The sequence below is a fragment of the Candidatus Chromulinivoraceae bacterium genome, assembly GCA_035478595.1.
Lineage (GTDB): Bacteria > Patescibacteriota > Saccharimonadia > Saccharimonadales > Saccharimonadaceae > CAMLKC01.
This window is the reverse complement of the sequence record DATIJL010000015.1, coordinates 1-17,240: the sequence shown is the minus strand read 5'-3', so window position 1 is coordinate 17,240 and position 17,240 is coordinate 1. Positions and strand designations below refer to the sequence as shown.

The 17,240-nt window shown below is 44.0% G+C and carries 24 protein-coding genes; 10 read left to right on the top strand and 14 right to left on the bottom strand.

Going from position 1 to position 17,240, the window contains the following annotated elements; translation table 11 throughout:
• Positions 1 to 504: 504 nt before the first annotated feature.
• On the bottom strand, positions 505 to 882 hold the full coding sequence (locus tag VLG36_04630; GenBank protein ID HSW78058.1) for a hypothetical protein: 378 nt from the start codon (positions 880 to 882) through the stop codon (positions 505 to 507).
• A 280-nt stretch (positions 883 to 1,162) separates the two neighbouring features.
• Between VLG36_04630 and VLG36_04625 the strand changes: the two genes are divergently transcribed.
• On the top strand, positions 1,163 to 1,531 hold the full coding sequence (locus tag VLG36_04625) for a hypothetical protein (GenBank protein HSW78057.1): 369 nt from the start codon (positions 1,163 to 1,165) through the stop codon (positions 1,529 to 1,531).
• A 213-nt stretch (positions 1,532 to 1,744) separates the two neighbouring features.
• Here the strand turns inward: VLG36_04625 and VLG36_04620 are convergent, their stop codons facing one another.
• Positions 1,745 to 2,449 carry a DUF998 domain-containing protein gene (locus VLG36_04620; GenBank protein HSW78056.1) on the bottom strand — a complete coding sequence of 235 codons (705 nt, stop codon included), beginning with the start codon at positions 2,447 to 2,449 and terminating at the stop codon, positions 1,745 to 1,747.
• A 72-nt stretch (positions 2,450 to 2,521) separates the two neighbouring features.
• Here VLG36_04620 and VLG36_04615 point away from each other — a divergent pair, with 72 nt between their 5' ends.
• The 4 genes from VLG36_04615 (at position 2,522) to VLG36_04600 (ending at position 4,305) form a co-directional block, all read left to right on the top strand.
• A complete protein-coding gene (locus tag VLG36_04615; GenBank protein HSW78055.1) occupies positions 2,522 to 3,118 on the top strand; it encodes a TetR/AcrR family transcriptional regulator in 597 nt (198 codons plus the stop codon).
• Positions 3,119 to 3,175: 57 nt separating this feature from the next.
• Positions 3,176 to 3,481, top strand: a complete 306-nt coding sequence (locus VLG36_04610; protein ID HSW78054.1) for an antibiotic biosynthesis monooxygenase — start codon at positions 3,176 to 3,178, stop codon at positions 3,479 to 3,481.
• Positions 3,482 to 3,629: 148 nt separating this feature from the next.
• Positions 3,630 to 3,989, top strand: coding sequence for a winged helix-turn-helix domain-containing protein (locus VLG36_04605; protein HSW78053.1), 360 nt, complete (start codon positions 3,630 to 3,632; stop codon positions 3,987 to 3,989).
• Position 3,990: 1 nt separating this feature from the next.
• The gene (locus VLG36_04600; GenBank protein ID HSW78052.1) at positions 3,991 to 4,305 is read left to right on the top strand and encodes a hypothetical protein; all 315 of its coding nucleotides are present in this window, start codon (positions 3,991 to 3,993) and stop codon (positions 4,303 to 4,305) included.
• Positions 4,306 to 4,589: 284 nt separating this feature from the next.
• Here VLG36_04600 and VLG36_04595 read toward each other — a convergent pair whose 3' ends face one another.
• From VLG36_04595 to VLG36_04565, 7 genes are all read right to left on the bottom strand, one after another.
• Positions 4,590 to 4,853 (bottom strand): hypothetical protein, encoded by a 264-nt coding sequence (locus VLG36_04595; GenBank protein HSW78051.1) that lies wholly within the window; start codon positions 4,851 to 4,853, stop codon positions 4,590 to 4,592.
• A gap of 122 nt (positions 4,854 to 4,975) precedes the next feature.
• Entirely contained in the window at positions 4,976 to 6,220 is a 1,245-nt protein-coding gene (locus tag VLG36_04590; protein HSW78050.1) for a DUF2130 domain-containing protein, read from the bottom strand.
• 62 nt (positions 6,221 to 6,282) lie between these two features.
• Entirely contained in the window at positions 6,283 to 6,954 is a 672-nt protein-coding gene (locus VLG36_04585; protein ID HSW78049.1) for an alanine--tRNA ligase-related protein, read from the bottom strand.
• A complete protein-coding gene (locus VLG36_04580; GenBank protein HSW78048.1) occupies positions 6,944 to 7,915 on the bottom strand; it encodes a phosphotransferase in 972 nt (323 codons plus the stop codon). The genes VLG36_04585 and VLG36_04580 overlap by 11 nt, the downstream gene beginning before the upstream one ends.
• A gap of 2 nt (positions 7,916 to 7,917) precedes the next feature.
• Positions 7,918 to 8,523, bottom strand: a complete 606-nt coding sequence (locus tag VLG36_04575) for a hypothetical protein (GenBank protein HSW78047.1) — start codon at positions 8,521 to 8,523, stop codon at positions 7,918 to 7,920.
• Entirely contained in the window at positions 8,520 to 9,050 is a 531-nt protein-coding gene (locus tag VLG36_04570) for an AAA family ATPase (protein ID HSW78046.1), read from the bottom strand. Before VLG36_04570 ends, VLG36_04575 begins: the two co-directional genes overlap by 4 nt.
• 70 nt (positions 9,051 to 9,120) lie before the next feature.
• Complete coding sequence (locus tag VLG36_04565) at positions 9,121 to 9,648, bottom strand: 2'-5' RNA ligase family protein (GenBank protein HSW78045.1); 528 nt, start codon at positions 9,646 to 9,648, stop codon at positions 9,121 to 9,123.
• Between the two features lie 214 nt (positions 9,649 to 9,862).
• Between VLG36_04565 and VLG36_04560 the strand changes: the two genes are divergently transcribed.
• Positions 9,863 to 10,186, top strand: coding sequence for a DUF3768 domain-containing protein (locus VLG36_04560; GenBank protein ID HSW78044.1), 324 nt, complete (start codon positions 9,863 to 9,865; stop codon positions 10,184 to 10,186).
• Positions 10,187 to 10,277: 91 nt separating this feature from the next.
• Here the strand turns inward: VLG36_04560 and VLG36_04555 are convergent, their stop codons facing one another.
• From VLG36_04555 to VLG36_04540, 4 genes are all read right to left on the bottom strand, one after another.
• Positions 10,278 to 10,739: an NUDIX hydrolase gene (locus VLG36_04555; protein ID HSW78043.1), complete on the bottom strand. Its 462-nt coding sequence runs from the start codon at positions 10,737 to 10,739 to the stop codon at positions 10,278 to 10,280.
• A 4-nt stretch (positions 10,740 to 10,743) separates the two neighbouring features.
• Positions 10,744 to 11,136: an HIT domain-containing protein gene (locus VLG36_04550; protein HSW78042.1), complete on the bottom strand. Its 393-nt coding sequence runs from the start codon at positions 11,134 to 11,136 to the stop codon at positions 10,744 to 10,746.
• Positions 11,137 to 11,182: 46 nt separating this feature from the next.
• Positions 11,183 to 11,989, bottom strand: coding sequence for a hypothetical protein (locus VLG36_04545; GenBank protein HSW78041.1), 807 nt, complete (start codon positions 11,987 to 11,989; stop codon positions 11,183 to 11,185).
• A 270-nt stretch (positions 11,990 to 12,259) separates the two neighbouring features.
• Entirely contained in the window at positions 12,260 to 12,538 is a 279-nt protein-coding gene (locus VLG36_04540) for a hypothetical protein (protein ID HSW78040.1), read from the bottom strand.
• A gap of 99 nt (positions 12,539 to 12,637) precedes the next feature.
• Here VLG36_04540 and VLG36_04535 point away from each other — a divergent pair, with 99 nt between their 5' ends.
• The 3 genes from VLG36_04535 (at position 12,638) to VLG36_04525 (ending at position 14,671) form a co-directional block, all read left to right on the top strand.
• Complete coding sequence (locus tag VLG36_04535) at positions 12,638 to 12,856, top strand: helix-turn-helix transcriptional regulator (GenBank protein HSW78039.1); 219 nt, start codon at positions 12,638 to 12,640, stop codon at positions 12,854 to 12,856.
• A 118-nt stretch (positions 12,857 to 12,974) separates the two neighbouring features.
• Complete coding sequence (locus VLG36_04530; protein ID HSW78038.1) at positions 12,975 to 13,172, top strand: hypothetical protein; 198 nt, start codon at positions 12,975 to 12,977, stop codon at positions 13,170 to 13,172.
• Positions 13,169 to 14,671, top strand: coding sequence for a recombinase family protein (locus VLG36_04525; protein ID HSW78037.1), 1,503 nt, complete (start codon positions 13,169 to 13,171; stop codon positions 14,669 to 14,671). Before VLG36_04530 ends, VLG36_04525 begins: the two co-directional genes overlap by 4 nt.
• Before the next feature lie 301 nt (positions 14,672 to 14,972).
• Here VLG36_04525 and VLG36_04520 read toward each other — a convergent pair whose 3' ends face one another.
• Complete coding sequence (locus VLG36_04520) at positions 14,973 to 15,410, bottom strand: hypothetical protein (GenBank protein ID HSW78036.1); 438 nt, start codon at positions 15,408 to 15,410, stop codon at positions 14,973 to 14,975.
• 134 nt (positions 15,411 to 15,544) lie between these two features.
• Here VLG36_04520 and VLG36_04515 point away from each other — a divergent pair, with 134 nt between their 5' ends.
• Positions 15,545 to 16,834 (top strand): alpha/beta fold hydrolase, encoded by a 1,290-nt coding sequence (locus VLG36_04515; GenBank protein HSW78035.1) that lies wholly within the window; start codon positions 15,545 to 15,547, stop codon positions 16,832 to 16,834.
• Positions 16,835 to 17,240: the final 406 nt, after the last annotated feature.

The following is a 17,240-nucleotide window of genomic DNA, read 5'->3' as shown; positions in this document are numbered from 1 at the left end:
TTTGACTTTAGCGCGATACCTTTGGATGTATCCAGCTCACCGTGGAAATCATAAGATGAAATAGGTGCAATGATAAGCAAAACCAGATTAATTGTAGAAGATGGCTTAAAGTTAAGTATGAATTTGACGGCATTGCGACGTTACTGCAGAGCAATGATGATCCTCAAAAATATTGACAACAATAGCGTCGCCGATCCTTGGTTCATTTTGGAATGATGCAAGCAAGTATACGTTTTGTTAGTTAGCCAGGGACAGTGGTGCCTTCCATCGATGTGGTAAGAGGCATACTGCATGGATCATTCTAAAAACGTATAACTTATTCGTAAACAGTAGAATCAAACTTTTTTGATGAAGATTAAAGAGTGAGAGGGCTAAAGGATCGCTACGCGATCAACAGAAGCCCTCTTGCAGAAAATTTAACCCCAATCGTAGTCAGGGTGTTAGCTAACCAGAGTCAGCTAACATATGCGTTGCGTCGAGTGCACGAGGAGGCCTCAAGTCGCGCTAAGCCTCCCCGTCACTCCAAGCAGCTGACAGGAGCTTATACCATACACTGATAGTTGTACCTTTCGGTAGATACGGCAGGAGTGTTTTCTTTAACTCCTCGGCGTATGTCCTCTTGCGGATCTGGCGTGCCTTGTAGCTTCGCGCTTCAACATCCACTTGGATATCTTTGGTGCGTACGCTGTTACGCTTTGAGACTCGAACGAGGTCTACCTTCACCATTTCTGGCGTCACTGTAATGAACTCCAGACCGGTCTCCTCTCGCTCGTCGTCGTACAGCTCACAAGTGAGCTGTACCGCAATGGTTTCGCACATGGCAGGCAGAAGGGCTATGACTGTCTTTTTGCGTAGAACTTCTTTACGCAGAAAACTAGCCATCACCCTTTCTCGGACGCTAGTCCGGTACCTTATCTTGACGGGGGGCATAATACTATCATGCATCTATCATTCTAGTAATGCAATATAGCTCTCTTTGGATGGACCCTCCTTTTTTGGCAGAGAGGGTTTAAGGATCGATACTTCCTTGATGACGTATCTCATGGACGTGTTTAATTCTAAAGGTAACAGTTTTGAAGGTCGGTTTCTTGAAATTGACAGGTTTACTCGTTCGTATTATAGTATTCGCAAGCCGAGTTCGGCTTAATCAGAAGGGAAAGCTGTGGAACTGACGTCGGAAAAGGCTGCACGCTATGTAGGCGGCCAGATCGAGATACAGAACAGAGCCGTTGGCTTCTGCTACCTAGGTGAGATCGCTACCTCCATCGTTGAGGGCGTCGGAGAAGATGCGATCTTCAAAGTCACGCTTACCTGGGCGGCGAGTGGCGACCCATGTCCGCACCCCATGCGCTGGGTGAATGACAACAACCTCACATACGAGTGGCGCTTGCGCCTCTATAAAGTCTTGGACATCGGATATTACCGCATTCGGCTCGAACCGTCTGTTGTTTGCGAGAGCACAGTCGTGCTGTTCCCCCGCGGCCGTGGCAGGCTCGACCCTTCGAGAGTTGAAGGTCTGAGCCTCGAGTAACAACTCGCTGCAACCCCTCTGATTTAAACCCTGGCCGTGTATGTATGCACGGCCAGGGTGCACGACTATCATTCTGGAGTATGTATGCTCAAGGATGTTAGTCGGGTGAGCAGAGAGTTGTGATCCGGATGTTTTTCCGAAGTGTCAACAAACCTCAGGCAAAAGCCTACATATGCCTGAAGGAGCAGAATAAATAGAGGAGGTAAAGGTGTGTTATTTTTTAGAAAAGGGAGTCTTTTCAAGGATTTTTAGTTGGATAAACCAATATGCTCCCATGCTGATACCCCAGAGTGGGAATGCGTATCCTGCAACACGCTCCCATCCTCCATATCCTAGCCAGACATAAGGTGGTGTTCCGCTCATGAAGAATCCGATCATCCCTATCGTTCCCCAAGCGAGTGCATATGATCCTAAAAGGCGGTGACTTTTAACAGCCGCAAACCCAAGTAACAACATGCCGATATTTAATGCGGTAATTGCAAGGCCACCCGATAAACTGTGAAGGAATGGATTTAGGTCAAGTGGCGAGAATCCGGCTACAACCTCTTCGATGCCGCCAAAGAAAAGGAGAAATATTCCCACACTTCGTGCCTTTCTTCCCGGCCAGAGAGGACGTACTACAAGAGTGGTTGCTAACATGGTCAACAGGCCAGTTAAGATGAACGTCGCATCCATAACTAGATGCAGCGGCGAACAAACATAAAATTGTTGTTGCGTCTGTGGCTCTTTGAAGTTTTCGCAAACGGTGATTCCAAGAGAACTTATTGATTGGTTTTTTATACTATATGGAGTTGTCGTACTAAATTGCGTGATTACCTGTCCTATGAAAAAGATGCTAAGGAGAAACAGGCAGGCCGTCCCTCGTACGAGCCATTTATATCGTGTTAAATTGTTTGTCAGACGCCGAGATGATTGCATAATTCTCTCTCCTTTTGTATGCTAAATTTAGTACGTTTGTACTAAATTTAGCATACAATTACCAGGACAACAATGGAAACTTATATCCCACGTGCTACCATCACATCAACGCAGCGACGCATACTTCAATGTGTCGTAGAGACCATTGCTGATGAGGGATACGCGCGGGCCACAATTGGTGAAATAAGCAACCGTCTTGACGTTAGTAAGGGTGTGATTCAATACCACTTCCCTACTAAAGAGGAATTAATGCAAGAGACGATTGCCTATATCTATGCGGCGGCACGTGACTATATGTCATCTCAAATTTGGCAAACGACAAACGAGTGGGAGCAAATTCGGAGTTTTATAGAATTGAGTTGTCAGTTTTACCAGCAATATCCAACATGCATAAAGGCGCTGCAAACTATACGATCCAACTTTCAACCGCTAAAGCACGAGAGTCTCGCTGTAACTCTATATGAGCGTGAGCTTTCTGATCTTGCGGATGTTTTTTTGTCCGGACAAAAGAAAGGAGTATTAAGGAAATTTGATACAGACATTGCAGCATTAACGTTACGGATGGCTTTAAACGGAGTGGCTACAAAATTGTACAGTCAACAAAATTACAATGTCAGGAAACATGCTGATGAGCTCATCGAGCTATTCCGACATGCTTTTTTGGCATGATGTTTAAGCGCTATCGCAATTTATACTAACCATGAATATCAATAAAGGATAAAAACCATGAAACCATATATACAATGCGTAAAAGTGACCGCTCAACCTAATAAATATGATCAGCTTATTCAACAACTGCAGGAAAGTAGTAACCTACTTAAAGATATTCCTGAATGCATCTATTATCTTATCGGTCGTACCGAAGAGCCTAATACCATATGCATAGCGGAGTTGTGGACATCTAAAGAAGCTAAAGACGCCTTCGGCGCAAGACCTGAGGTGGCAAAAGAATTAAAAGACACGTTTATGCCACTCGTTGCCTCGATCGATAGGCCTACCACTGCAACGATTATTGGTGGCGTTGGTATTTAGGAACAGCCTTCATTATTTTATTTTCGAAGTCATTCTATGCTGTCTGCAACAGGCAGGGCGCTGGATATTACGATAAAACTACGAGCAAGGATTATATGATTTTAAGGCTTATTGCTTTTGAATCGAAAGAGTCGTATACTTAACATGTATGTTAAGTAAAGATACTAATTCAGCTATTCTCGATATGGTCTTTGCTGCATTGAGTAACGAAAAGCGACGTGAAATAGTGAGGACGCTTTCATTTCATCCCGCCACTGTTAGTCAATTGGCTGAAGAGCATGACATGTCGTTGCCTTCTATTCATAGGCATATCCGTACGCTCGAGGATGCTCAGCTTATTCTGCGGCGCAAGGTCGGTCGTACGAATTTTGTAGCGATTCGAAGAGACTCATTCACCGCTGCTCAATATTGGATGACACAGTACCACTTAGAATACGGCAATGATGACGAGACACTGGAGAACTACGTTGAGTACTTAACAGCAGGTAGTAATAACAAAGGAGTATAAAATGAAGAAATATCTTATCGTTGGTCATAATACTAAACCAGAATTGCCACGGGATCTTTCACCTGAACAGCAGCAAGCATGGGGTGAATTCTTTACTAAACTCGGAAGTCGTATCGTTGATGGTGGCAATCCGCTTGCTCCATCGGACCGCGCTATTGTTAAAGAAGGCAGCATAAACACGCTCACTGATACAGCTGTGGGGTATTACATGATAAGTGCCGAAAGTCTCGAGGAGGCATCTAAGCTTGTCTTGGAAAGCCCGTATGGCAATGCTCCAAACTGCGAAATACGAGTCTACGAAACCATACCAATGTAGATTGCGTCATTCTTAGTGTAAAAATAGGTAGACCGAAAAAGGTCTACCTATTTTTATTATGTGCTGGCTACGCTTTTGAAATTGATGTGTTGATTGTGTAGTTTTGTTCGTTTTGAGCGTATCCTTAAGCAGCCCGTATCAAAACATGACGACACTCAAAGCAACGCCACCTACCTGTGCTGTTTGTTTTTGAAGGCTAATATAAAAATTTCAAAAAAGGTTAGTGCACTGCCACCCGACCGAGCATTGCTCGGTCGGGTGGCAGCTTGTAGCAGTAGCCGAGGCTACACGGTGTACTTCTGGTTCAGGTCGGGGTCGTTGAGGGCATACTTGCCCTCGTTGTTGCCGGTCCCCTTGGAGACCAGACCCTCCCTGACGCCGGTGCCCACACCGTCCTCGGCTGCCGCCTCGGACATGCCGCCGGCCGTGGCGATCTCTGCGATCGTCATCCAGACCAGCTTGGCGTTGCCCGGGGCCTTGCCCTTCTCGGTCGCGAGGCACGCGTCCTCCAGGACTCCCAGGACGGCTTGCATGTTCTCGTCGCTCATGAGGGTGTCTCTCCCTGCTCGAAGGCAAACTGCTTACAAAAATAATATATACTTAATTGATAAATTTGTCAAAGATGCTTGGGTCGACATGCTTTTTGCGTCAGTGTATATGGACAGGTTCCTTACCCAAGTTCTCTAAATCGCTCTGCAACTGATGGGGCATTCTTTGTCAGTCGCTTTACGGTTAGGTCGTCCATTTTGTTCTCTGCAGTCAATAAATGTTTGTCAGACATAGTAAGCGCATCTCGAACCTTCTCAAGGTCTTTGATGGCTTTTTCGATTTGGTCGATCGCTTCGGAGTGTTTCTTTGCCGCATTTTTCATATTGCCAGACCAACTAGTTTTCCATGTTTCCACGTTATCTACGAAATTCTCGATGTCGATATTGCTGTTTTTAGCTAACAGTAACTGACGTTTGTCTTCAGCCGACTTTAGACCGGCATTCTTGAGTAGAGAGATTAAAGGAAGAAAGAATTGTGGTCGGACAACAAACATCTTGTTATATTTGTAAGAGACATCTACGATGCCGCGGTTGTAAAGTTCGTTATCGGCTTCAAGTAGAGTTACAAGAACCGCGTATTCACATTTTTTCTTTCTGCGGTCTTCGTCCAGTTTTCTTAGATGACTTTCTACAGTCTTTTTGTTTACGGAAGTGTCTTGCTCATCTTTCATCTCAAACATGATTGAGATGATTTCGATGCCGTCTTTGGACTCATAATCACGATAAACGTAATCGCCCTTCGTACCTTCAACCGCTTCGTTATCCTTCTCGAAATAAGCAAAGGGAAACATGCCACTTCGAACATTATTGAACTCATTTTGACAATGTTGCTCGAGATTTTCACCGAGAAGTTTTATGGAAAGTTTAGCCTTCATATCCTTAAGGCGTTCGATGGTATCATTTCGATCTTTAATTTGGGTTTCGTATTTTTCAGTTAATGATGATTCAATACGTTTTTTGTCTAGTTCTTCTGAAGACAATTTGACCTTGAGCTCATCACGCTCTTTTTCTACTGAGCCTACTGCTTTAGTTACAGCGAGCTCTTTGGCAATCTCTGACGAGTCAACTATGCCTTGAAGCCGAGTGATAAGTGCATCTTTATCGCCTAGGGTTACGTTGGCTTTTTCGGCTATCGCCTTTGCCTCTAGTTGAAGTTTAAGCTCATATTCTTGATCTTTTGCTTTGACTGCTTTTTCGAGTTCTTCCCTAAACTTGTCTTTTTTAATCGAGCTAACGACGTTTTCGATCGTTCCTTTGTCGATGTCAATTTCATGAATCGACTTAAGATCGATTAAGTCCCCCTTTGAAGCATCCTCCTGCAGGACTAAAGTGTTTTCATCTTGTATGGATATCTTGACGATCTTCATTGTCTATAAGTATATAGGTTAGCATTGAAAGTTGTAAGATGAACCCTAGGAATACTCTCTGTCTAGTTAATCCCTTCAACGGTATACGAAACTTTAGTAATACCTTTTTTACTCTTTACCTTAGAGATTGTTATGCGACCAATATCGTGCACATCTTTGACATGCGTGCCACCGCAAGGGATGCCAAAAGCCTCATCATAAAGCACGACGCGCGCAGGCTTTGTTGTGGGGATATTCTCAGGCACGTGTTTACAGACGGTGTGCATTGCGGAAAAGGGCATAAAACGGATCTCGTTTCGACTGCCCTTAGCGATTAATTTGTTGGCAACCCTCTCAATGTCCTTTTGGATTATTTCAGCTTCTTTAGGAGTGATTACGGCATCGTATTCTACGAAACTCATGTGAGGATAATGGGCACCTTTGCCGGCGATCCAAGAAAGTCCAAGGTGATCTACGGCCATGTCTACCAAATGCCCGGCGGAGTGTAGGCGGGTATTGATTTCGCGGCGGTTTGCATCGACGGAGCAGTGTACTGTATCTCCGCTCTTCAGCTCGCCAGACTGATATACTCCAATGTGGTGCACGACAGCGTTCTCGTCGAGGCGTACCTCATGCACTGCGAAAGTTGCAGGGCTACTCTCATTCGTAATTATTCCCTTGTCCCAATCCTGTTCGCCACCACGAGGGTAAAAACAGGTCTTATCGAGCTGAATGTCGATGCGATCATCTTCCATATTTTCTACGGACGTAACATTTACTATCCAAAATTACAGTCAACCTCTCCCATAGATTTCTTGCCGTCGGCCACTCTGGTAGCTTACTGACGATATCTAGCAGATCATAGAAATCAATGCGTTTTTCGATGTCTGGAAATGCGAATAGTTCTGGATAAAATTCCTCGTACCAGTCCATAATATGTTCGTAATCCTCTTTCTTAGCAAATGGTTCCACCTCCTCGCTTAAGTAGAGCTGCGGGTAGCGTTGCATGATATCTACTGTCATAAGGCGATAATCTATTGGATAGACATCAATACTTTCAAAATCGATGAGGCCACTCAACTGGTAATTGTCATTAACGAGAATATTGTCGAAGTGAACATCCCAAAAAGTGAGCCCGAGCGGCTGTTCGCGAAGGACATGCTTGTTCTCTTCGATAAACGCTTTGATCTGTGCGATTGTTGCATCTGGCAAAAGTTTCTGCTTAGCAAGGACTATAAGTTTTTCATCTATCCTGCTACAGACGTGTTCTTGCCAGCTGAAATGAGGATCGACATGAAGTTGCTCATTGTATTGCTCTAGTGGTGTGGTATCTATGGCTTTGAGATACATGCAGAGCGTTTTGATGAGTGCTCGACGCTGTTCATTAGTCATCTTGTGCCAATGAGTGGCAACTGGCTCACCAGGTAGCTTGCGATAGATCATATATGGTTTGTTGAGAAGCGTACGAGAATCATCGGCAACAACAATGTGCGGGACGGGTACAGTTGCTTGTAATAACTCGTAGAGAAACTCTTCTTTACGGAAGTTTGGTTCATTCGCTTCTTTGACGCAGACTTTGAGAATATAATCATCAACCTGGTAAACCTCATTGGTGAAGCCGACGGTAATACGAGTAATCTCTGGTAGTTCTGCGAGACCATGTTCTTTAAAGATGGTGGTAATTTGTTTTGGGGTGAGCGTGGTTTCTGGGTTCATGATTATATGTTCGCGACCCTTACTTCATATCCTACGATTGCAGGGATTACCTTTGGTGCTTTACTTCCTGCCAGCCCTATGGCAGTTGCTCGCATATGTCCTTCAAGAATGGTCAGGGCTGATGTTTCATCGTGTCCGGTAAAGACCATTGGCTCATAGGTATAACCACGTTCTTCAATGTCTTTTGCGACATCAAAGAATCTATCGTTACTAACGTCAAAAACAACTGTACCTTTTTTAATATTCTTGACGGCATCTTTTACAAGATGGGTATTGTTTGAGAGTTCATTCCAGTAGCTATAGTCAACATAGTGGAGTTCTCCTACCTCTTCAGGAGTAAGTTCTGCTTGATACCACACGAGATGCTCTGGAAAGTCGGTAAATATTTCACGGTTCTGTTTGTAGCCGCGATAGTCACCGAGGATTTGGGCGCGCCGTGTATTGTCACGACCATTTGTGCAATCTGGGTCGGTAATGAGCTGGGCGTCTTCGATGTGGTGGTTACGCAGTATTTGGTTGAGGTCATCCGAGAAGCGTTCGGAATAGTACTCTGCTTTGAGGAAGGCGGCTACCATGTAGGGTTCGGGGAGTTCTTTTAGGAGGATCATGAGTTTTGTACCTTTGCTAATATCTCATCTACGACTGTTTTAATTGGCTGGGTTACGTCAATCATCACCGCTCCAAGGTTTCTGTAACGATCCTGAAACCGGTCATGCCAGCCTAAGATGCTTGCTAATTCATCAGGCGCTTTGCCAAAGTCGTGGTCTGTTCGACTGGCAATTCTATATTGCAGTGTGTCCTTATCGAGAACAAGACATACTACTTGGTCATATAAATCGAGCATATCATCGGCATTTGTTGGTGAGCCACAGAGGAAGATAGTCTTACCTTTAGCAAGTTCGGCAAACTCTTTAACCTTCTGTCTCGACATTTTCCACTCGTGTTGGTCATACCACTCTCTTGTGTGGCCGTTCTCGTCGTCCGGCTGTTCGACAAGATTGCCTGTCGCATTATTCACCCAGGCGGTAATGTCATCGTCGTCCGTGTCGTGGGCTTCGTAGCCACGGTGCTGTAGTTCTTTTCTAACTGAAGATTTACCCGCTCCTGAGTTACCGGTGATGTAGATGAGGGGCATTAAAGTAGGTCCTCTTTTTTCTGATATAGATAATGCCGCAACAGTCCTCTCAACAAGGTAATTGACTTCATCAGAGTGCCTTAAGCTCAATCTTCTCCACAGTACTCACCGCTCCATCTGCATACTCAATAACATCAACACTCCCGATGCGTCCATGGATCGATACACCTTGCGCATTCAGCTCGTCAACACGCTTCTTTGAGATCTGCGCATCTTCGCTATCGCCAATACTGATATGTGGGATGAAATCAACATCGAATCGTAGATACGGCGCTAATAAGCCAGAGTAGAGTTTATCGTGGAGTTTTACAATGTCTGAATAGCCAGTATCAGGTACAAGGAACTCGTGATAGTAGTTGCCAGAATTATCTTTGTTTATAGTTGCTACCTTAAGATCAACATCAAAGGCTGTGATGTCACCTATTTTTTGTTTTACTTCGTTCAAGAAACTATCTTTGTCGAGATCACTCACAGCAAAAACAATACTAAAGTGTGGTTCTACGAGAGAAAATTGTCTATCGTTTTGTCTACGATAGGTTTGAATCCAATCAAAGTCGCTTTGTTGAAGTTCTGGATATGCAATTACGAGGTAGGCCATGTATTGATTTTAACACTGTTCATAGGAAAATCGCCTCTATAAGTGGGCTTAACCTTCCCACTGCCTCTTCAGTATAAGGGGTAAATAGGCCGACCCAAGGTCGTTCTGCAGGTGTGGAGCTCCACCTTGACTCGTCCAATTTGCCCCTTGCCCCAGTCGCGAGCGGGAAGGTCGAACCGTTCGTTAAGAAAGACGATTTAGAAGGAGGTTCATTATGGACACAGATTTTGAGCGTGCAGAAAAGATAGCTGAGCTAAACGATAGGTTTCGAGGCATGGCGCTAGACGTGGTAATTACGAGCGGCGTACGAGACACGTTGCCAGATTTAGTTGAACTGCTGAAGGCTGTTGAACAGTTCGATAGCTTTACTGAGGATAATGATCCGTATGGTGAGCATGATTTTGGCTCATTGGTTTGGTACGGCGAGAAAGTCTTTTGGAAAATCGATTACTATGACCAGAATCTGAAGTATGGTCGAGATCCGTTAGAGCCAGATTGCAGACGGGTTATGACCGTTATGCTGGCAAGCGAGTATTAGCTCACTTGTTTTTTGTTTGGCCCGGGAGTTGCTTTACGTAACTCCTGGGCTTTTTGCATGCTCAATGCATATAGAAGGGTTTATCTCAAAACTAGGCGGTAGCTCGTAACTGTTCTAACTCACTCCGAATAACCCGCAAAAGATCACTAGGAAAGTAGCCGATACGATCATCAAGCGCTTCGTCAAACGATGTCCACCTAATCGTCATATTACTTTCCGTATTCATAGTTGTTTGGCTACTAGGCGTCGTCGAATACAGATAAACTGAGAATAGAAGATTTGCGTGTTGTGATTCAGAAAGAGGAATAGTTATGTCGGTCATGAATATTCCCAAATGTTTCTGCACGACAAGGCCAGTAAGGCCGGTCTCTTCGAGTAACTCCCGGTCTAGCGCGGCTTCTGCGGTCTCGCCATTATCTATTCGTCCACCTGGTAAATCCCAGTACTTCTCGCCATTTTTACGGGTAATATGCAGGAGTAGAAGATTTCCTTGTCCATCGTGAACAAGCGCTTTAACGCCGACATGAAATAGTTGTTCTTTTGGTGAGATCATGAGCTTAGTAGTTACCTTTTCCAGGTATGATGTGACGGACACCACCACGAGGGTTCTCTACGTCGCCAACGTAGCGTGGGATAAGATGGAGGTGCATATGATGGATAGTCCTTCCAGCTGCTTCTCCGTCGTTAATACCAAGGTTGAAGGCGTCTGGTTGATACAGCTCAACGATTTTATCTCTCACTGTCTTAGAGAGATCATGGATTGCAAGTACTTCATCTTTCGTAAGATCGAAAAACGACGCAACGTGTCGCTTTGGTATAACTTCTGCATGACCGTTGGAGACAGGAAAATTGTCCCACCGAGCATAGGTCAGTTCATTCTCTGCTATTATTTCGTGTCTTTCTGTGTTGGTTCTGTCGCAGAATAGGCAAATGTCGGGGGTGTTCGTCATTAATTTGTCCTTTATCTTTAATAGATCAATTGTAGCACGGAGGAGACTAGTTAACCTCTTCCCAAATAAACCCGGTAATCCCCTCTTGTCTAACTTGGTCTACAGTAGCAAATCGAATATGCGTATCCTCTTCTTGTCCAATATCCTCAAGAAGTAGATGTGTGCGTCGCTTTGCGTAGAGAAGGTCAGTCTTGGTCGGACATATGACGTGAATGATGAACTCATCGCAATCTAGTTCCGACCGCCAATCACCGTCATAAAGATACATGACGTAATCTTTGAGTTGTTTACGCACTGTATAGCGTGGTGTAGTGGTGCCAAATATATGGGTGAGATAGTTTGTTGTTATGGTCTCCCCCGCTACATCCTCTTGTTTCTCGATGAACAGGTCAGGGCTTGGCTCAGTCAGGAAGTGGTAATCACTTTCTGGGTCAATATAATCAGCTCGTGTAGCAAATGTATATTCAAGTTCGTCAGAGCTGGAATTACGCACATCAAGATGGATTGCACAGTCAACGAGAAGCAGCGACCTTGCTATGAAATCAACCTTTCGAGTAGATTCTTTATATCGTTTGCGTATCTCAGCGATTGGGTACGTGTTCAATGATGTGAGATATCGGATGCCATTAAGCGCTAGATAGTAGATGGCTGGTTTTCGTTTTTGTTCAAGGCTGGCTGTATAGATCCACTCGACATATCCCTTTTCTCTGAGATCCTTTAACCATACTCCCATACGCTTTTTATCTTTAAGATGCATTAATAGTTCTATCTGTCTCGTGTTAATGAATCTGTATCGATAGAGTAGTAAGAGTAGTTCTTGTTGTTTCTTGGTGATGTGAGGGAGTTGTTTCATGGGGATGGAGTTTGGTTTGTTGAGGGAGTTGATGGTTGAATAGTAGTCCTATGAGTAGCTGGATAGTGTCTGTATGTTTTAGTACTTTTTGTATTGGTGAGTTGAAGGCGGTTATATGTTTTGCCTACCCCTCCTACTCCCTTATTTATAAGGTAGATGATACAAAAAATCAAGGATAACACCTTAGAACTGATTAAAAACTGCCTACGACATTGTAGGCAGTTTTTGTAAGAAGAAAACGTCTCATATTATGCGCCAGTAACAGCCACGTTACTCATTGATTGTGTCGTCTGACGTGTTTGACAATATGATTGTGAATTCATCCATGAATAGCTCAAGATCTTCGTCGGGAGCTTGCCGGTCACTCTCCTGTATTTTGTGCGCCTTGGCGTAGAGCTTCACAATAGCAGTGGCAAGCTTTGGATCTCTGAGTGCGATAAGCGCAATATTAAAACCAACGGCATTAAGATTTGCTCCGTATATTGCACTTGAAAGTGCGGTTGGCCTATCTTCTCGAATGGTTAGTTTAGTTGATGCTTGATCGGTCATTATACAATTCTCAGCTTTCTCTTTATAGCATACCCTTGCTCGCAAAAAAAGGACAGCGTAAGGGTAAAAGAACCTCTCTATGTTACAATAATAGGCACTATGGCGGATGATAAAGTCTCACTTCAAAAAACAGCCAAAAGGCTTCGTGCTGTTCGACGCGAGCGTCACATGACGCAAGTTGAAGTCGCCAAAAAAGCTGGCATCAGCGAAACATACTATGCTCAAATTGAACGAGCCGAAAAGAATCCAACTACCACCGTTATCTTAAGTATCATCGACGCTCTTGGCGTTACATCAGCAGATATTTTCGGTAAATAGCCAAAGACACACCACTCTCCTAAAGGATAATCGGAGAGTCATTTTTCCTCTTGCTTCTATAACTATAGTTGTAGTAAACTATATCTATAGTTACAGTTAACAGATGGAGGGTATCTGCATGGAACAATTCAATAATCAGCTCACGCCGACAAGAAGTTTATCATCTCTAGACATATCTAGCCGAAAGACAAGCATCGAACTATTACGTCAAATCCTTATCGCTGAACAGCATCGGGAAGTCGTATATGACGAAGCCCTCTCTATCGGTGAGTCACTCATAGAATTCTTTCAAGTGCTGTCATCAGATGCCATATGAAAACGGCAGTCGACACACAGCAACAATCTGCAACCGTTATCTTAGCTCGCGTATCGAGTAAGTCTCAAGAAGACGAAGGCTACTCTCTTGATTCACAATTGAAACTACTATGCGGTTACTGTGAAAATAAAGGGCTTCGTGTCGTGAAGACCTTTAAGATTGCCGAGACAGCTTCAAAAGAACAGAGCCGTAAGGTCTTTCATGAAATGTTAGCCTACATTTCCAAGAATAAGGTGTATCATCTCGCCGTTGAAAAGACCGATCGTTTTACGCGTAACTTCCGTGACGCTGTCGCAATAGATGACTGGCTCGACCAAGATCCAAATCGCAGACTTCATGCGGTGAAAGAAAACCTCCTCCTTCATAAAGAAGCAAAGTCTGACGTTAAGTTTATGTGGAATATTAACCTATCGGTAGCAAAGAAATACACCGACAACTTACGGGAAGAAGCAATGAAAGGTTGGGCTGAAAAGCTCGCACAAGGCTGGTTACCTGGCGTACCACCTCCTGGCTATATGACTATTACAGAAAGCGGCAAACGTATTCATATCCCAAATCCTGACACGAAGCACCTGATTCAACAGGCGTTTAAACTGTATCTCGATCCAAATCAGTCCATTAATTCAGTAATGGTTGAGTTAGATCGTATGGGTGTACGTACAAGAAAAGGACGGCCTTACGCAAAAAGTAAAGTCCAGAAGATGCTTAGCAATCCATTTTATATTGGGATTAACCGTCATAACGGTAAGGAGTACCCAGGTGCTCAGGAGCCTCTTATTAGCAAAGAACTCTTCGAGCAAGTGCAGCAGAAAATGCATAAAGGTCGACCGGTTGTTCTTAAGCAACACAACCCCATCTTTAAGAATATGATTACCTGCAACGGCTGCGGTGGCGTGGTGACATGGCAAAAGCAAAAAGGCCGCTATTATGGCGCATGTCAAAGAAAAAGTGATGCCTGTAAGCAGAGAAAGTTCATACGTGAAGATAAGATCGAGGCTCAGGTTGCAGATCTACTCGCTAAACTCCTTTGTCCGTCGTCGGAGATAATTGGATGGGTGGCTGATGCGATGCGGAAGGAGCAAGAAGATGCCGCAGGCAACCAAGAGAAGCTCGTTTCGTCAATTCGACTGCAGATTGACCGAATCCAGCGTATGGACGACAGCCTCTACGACGACAAGCTATCTGGAGATATAAACCAAGAAAGGTATCAGGTGAAACATGAACAGCTCATGACACAAAAAGCAGAGCTCACCCATCAACTGAGTAAGCTAGACGTCACGTCAGCACAACAATTGAAACACGACCTCGTGTTGTTAGAACTAACTCAGAAGGCAGGTTTATTCTACGCAAAAAAGACACCTGAGCAGAAACGATTCATTATGACCAAACTATTTACCAATGTATCATCTGGCGATGCTGGTGTATCTGTTACATACACAGAGTTCGCCCGAGCAATAGCTGAAAACGTTCAATTAACCCACGATTTATTAGGAGAGTGAAGATGACCAACCAAACTTTAGAAAATGATCAAAATAACAGAGGTGAGAACAAAAAACGAACCTCGAAAATGAGCTTCGTTCTTCATGGCTGGAGAGAAGGGACGTATTCCAACTTTTTGATCAAGATTTAAAGTGTAATATTGCTGAGATTAGGATGTTACTCGATAATTCTCTTAACGAAGATGACGATAAATTATGAGACCTACTCTTTGTCGTTTAAATGAGCATCTTGTAGTATGGCCTTTGCACATTATGCTGTAATAATTTAATAGTTGACGCAAGCCAAGCATAAACCCAATTACTACTTTATTTTATCAAGCTTTTCTAACAGTGAAACAGTTTCCTCTTCATATATCCCGTATACTTTACGCATTAAAAGAAGACGATCATTTTTAGGCCTAAGGTCTAAGCCTGAATCTATTATTTGAAGAGTATCTGGGATAATCCTTAGACGCTGTTCGAGGGTACGTTTCCAGCTACGAGGGTCAATCTCATACAGTAAACTCCGCGTGCCGGAAATGCTTATTGGGCGTATCATGCCGCTTTTTCGCAGTAAATTCAACGCATTACTCACTGCTCCAGCAGAGAGTTTTAGCGTATCTTGTATCTCTTTTGCTGATTGCGCTGCTGGTTCACAGATAAGAAGATACCCGATAATTCGATATATACTGCGCGGGGTACCGTTTTCAGCACCAAAGATGCCCATTGTTTCGATGAATGCAAGAGATGCTTTATCCATTCGTCGATACTACCATGCATTATAATAATTTTCAATTATTTCAGAAATACGTGAAACATCTATTGATTTATTTTTCCTACGACCTACAATAAGGTTAGAATAATAAAACAAACCCACGAATAAAGAAGGAACATATGAACACTGACATCACAGCAGTCCCCCTCAAGATAGTTACTGCATTAAGGGACGAAAAATTCGAGCTCGTCGAGTCTTTATTTGCACCGCCGCTGCGTGCAGTGGCTTCCGCCGATAGTATACGAGCCGCTTGGGCTGCAGAAATAAATAAAAGTGGAGCCGTTGTTTCAATAGGCGAAACTATTTCAGAAAATATAGAGCAAGGCTTACTCCGCGTTAGCGTGCCGCTCGTTCAGGAGCGCGGCGAACTTACGATTATTATGTCAGTCGACGACAAGGGTATGCTCCAGGGACTTCGGTTTGCTCCTGCTACATCCGTTGAATGGACACCGCCAACGTATGTAAAACCCAGCAAATTCACTGAAGAAGAAGTGGCTATAGAGGCAAAATCAATGGCCGTCAAAGGCACGCTCAGCTTGCCTAATGGAGAGGGTCCTTATCCGGCAGTTGTGTTGTTAAGCGGTGGTGGACCGTTTGATCGCGATGAGACATATGGGCCGAATAAGCCGCTAAAAGACATTGCCTGGGGCTTAGCTACCCAAGGTATTGCTACACTACGCTTTGATAAGGTTACTTTTACTGATAGCGAAATTGCAAATTCAAATGGCTTTACGATGAGCGAGGAGTACGTACCTCATGCGATTGCTGCTATTCATATACTGCAAAAACATCCCATAGTAGACCCCACACGTATATTCGTTTTAGGCCACAGTATGGGTGGCAAAGTTGCCCCGCGAGTAGCAACAGTCGAACCATCAATTGCCGGACTGATAATTCTGGCGGGAGATACTCAGCCCATGCAGCATGCAGCCGTTCGTGTCGCGCGCTATCTCGCTGAGATAGAACCTACTGCAGCCAACAAGAAAGCTATTGAAATTATTAGCCATCAGGTGCAAGCGGTAGATGACCCAAATCTTTCTTTATTAACTGAATCTAATGCATTACCTTTTGGTTTCCCGGCATCATACTGGCTTGATATGCGCAGTTATGATCCTGTAGTTGTCGCCAGTGCGCTAGACAAGCCAATGTTTATTGCACAAGGCGGTCGTGATTATCAAGTGACCGTTGAAGATGATTTCTCGCGGTGGAAAACTGAGCTTGATCGACGACACGACATAACCTTTCGCGTGTATGCCGCCGACAATCACCTCTTCTTTCCTGGAAAAGCCCGATCCACACCAGCCGAATATGACCTTCCGCAGCATGTCGATGCTTCCCTTGTAAAAGATATTGCTCATTGGGTCAAGCCTGCAAAAGGAATAGCTGCTTGGCTTCGCTCTCATTCATAGGGCGACAATGAATGACAATATAAAAACATATGCTCCAAAAAATGAAGCATATGTTTTTTATCTAGATAATCTTGGCTGGGGTGGAGGGATTCGAACCCCCGAATGCATGGACCAAAAATAAGAAATCACTTCTCGCTCGAACTCACATGAATTTACTCCATAGAGAAGATCGGAATACGGATCGCCCAGATTATCAATGTTGTAATTCATAAAATCGCTGAGTGGAGAGTAGTCGAAATGCATGCTTTCTGGGTACCCCATTAGTGTTGAGGCTCGCTCATCAATGTGTTGTTTATACGCTTTAATACGGTCTTTTATTGTGCTTATGGTTTGAGTCATTCGATCAGTTTATTAAACCTTCCACGTGCTGTCTATAACTTTTCTGATGTATTTTTTATTCTTTTAT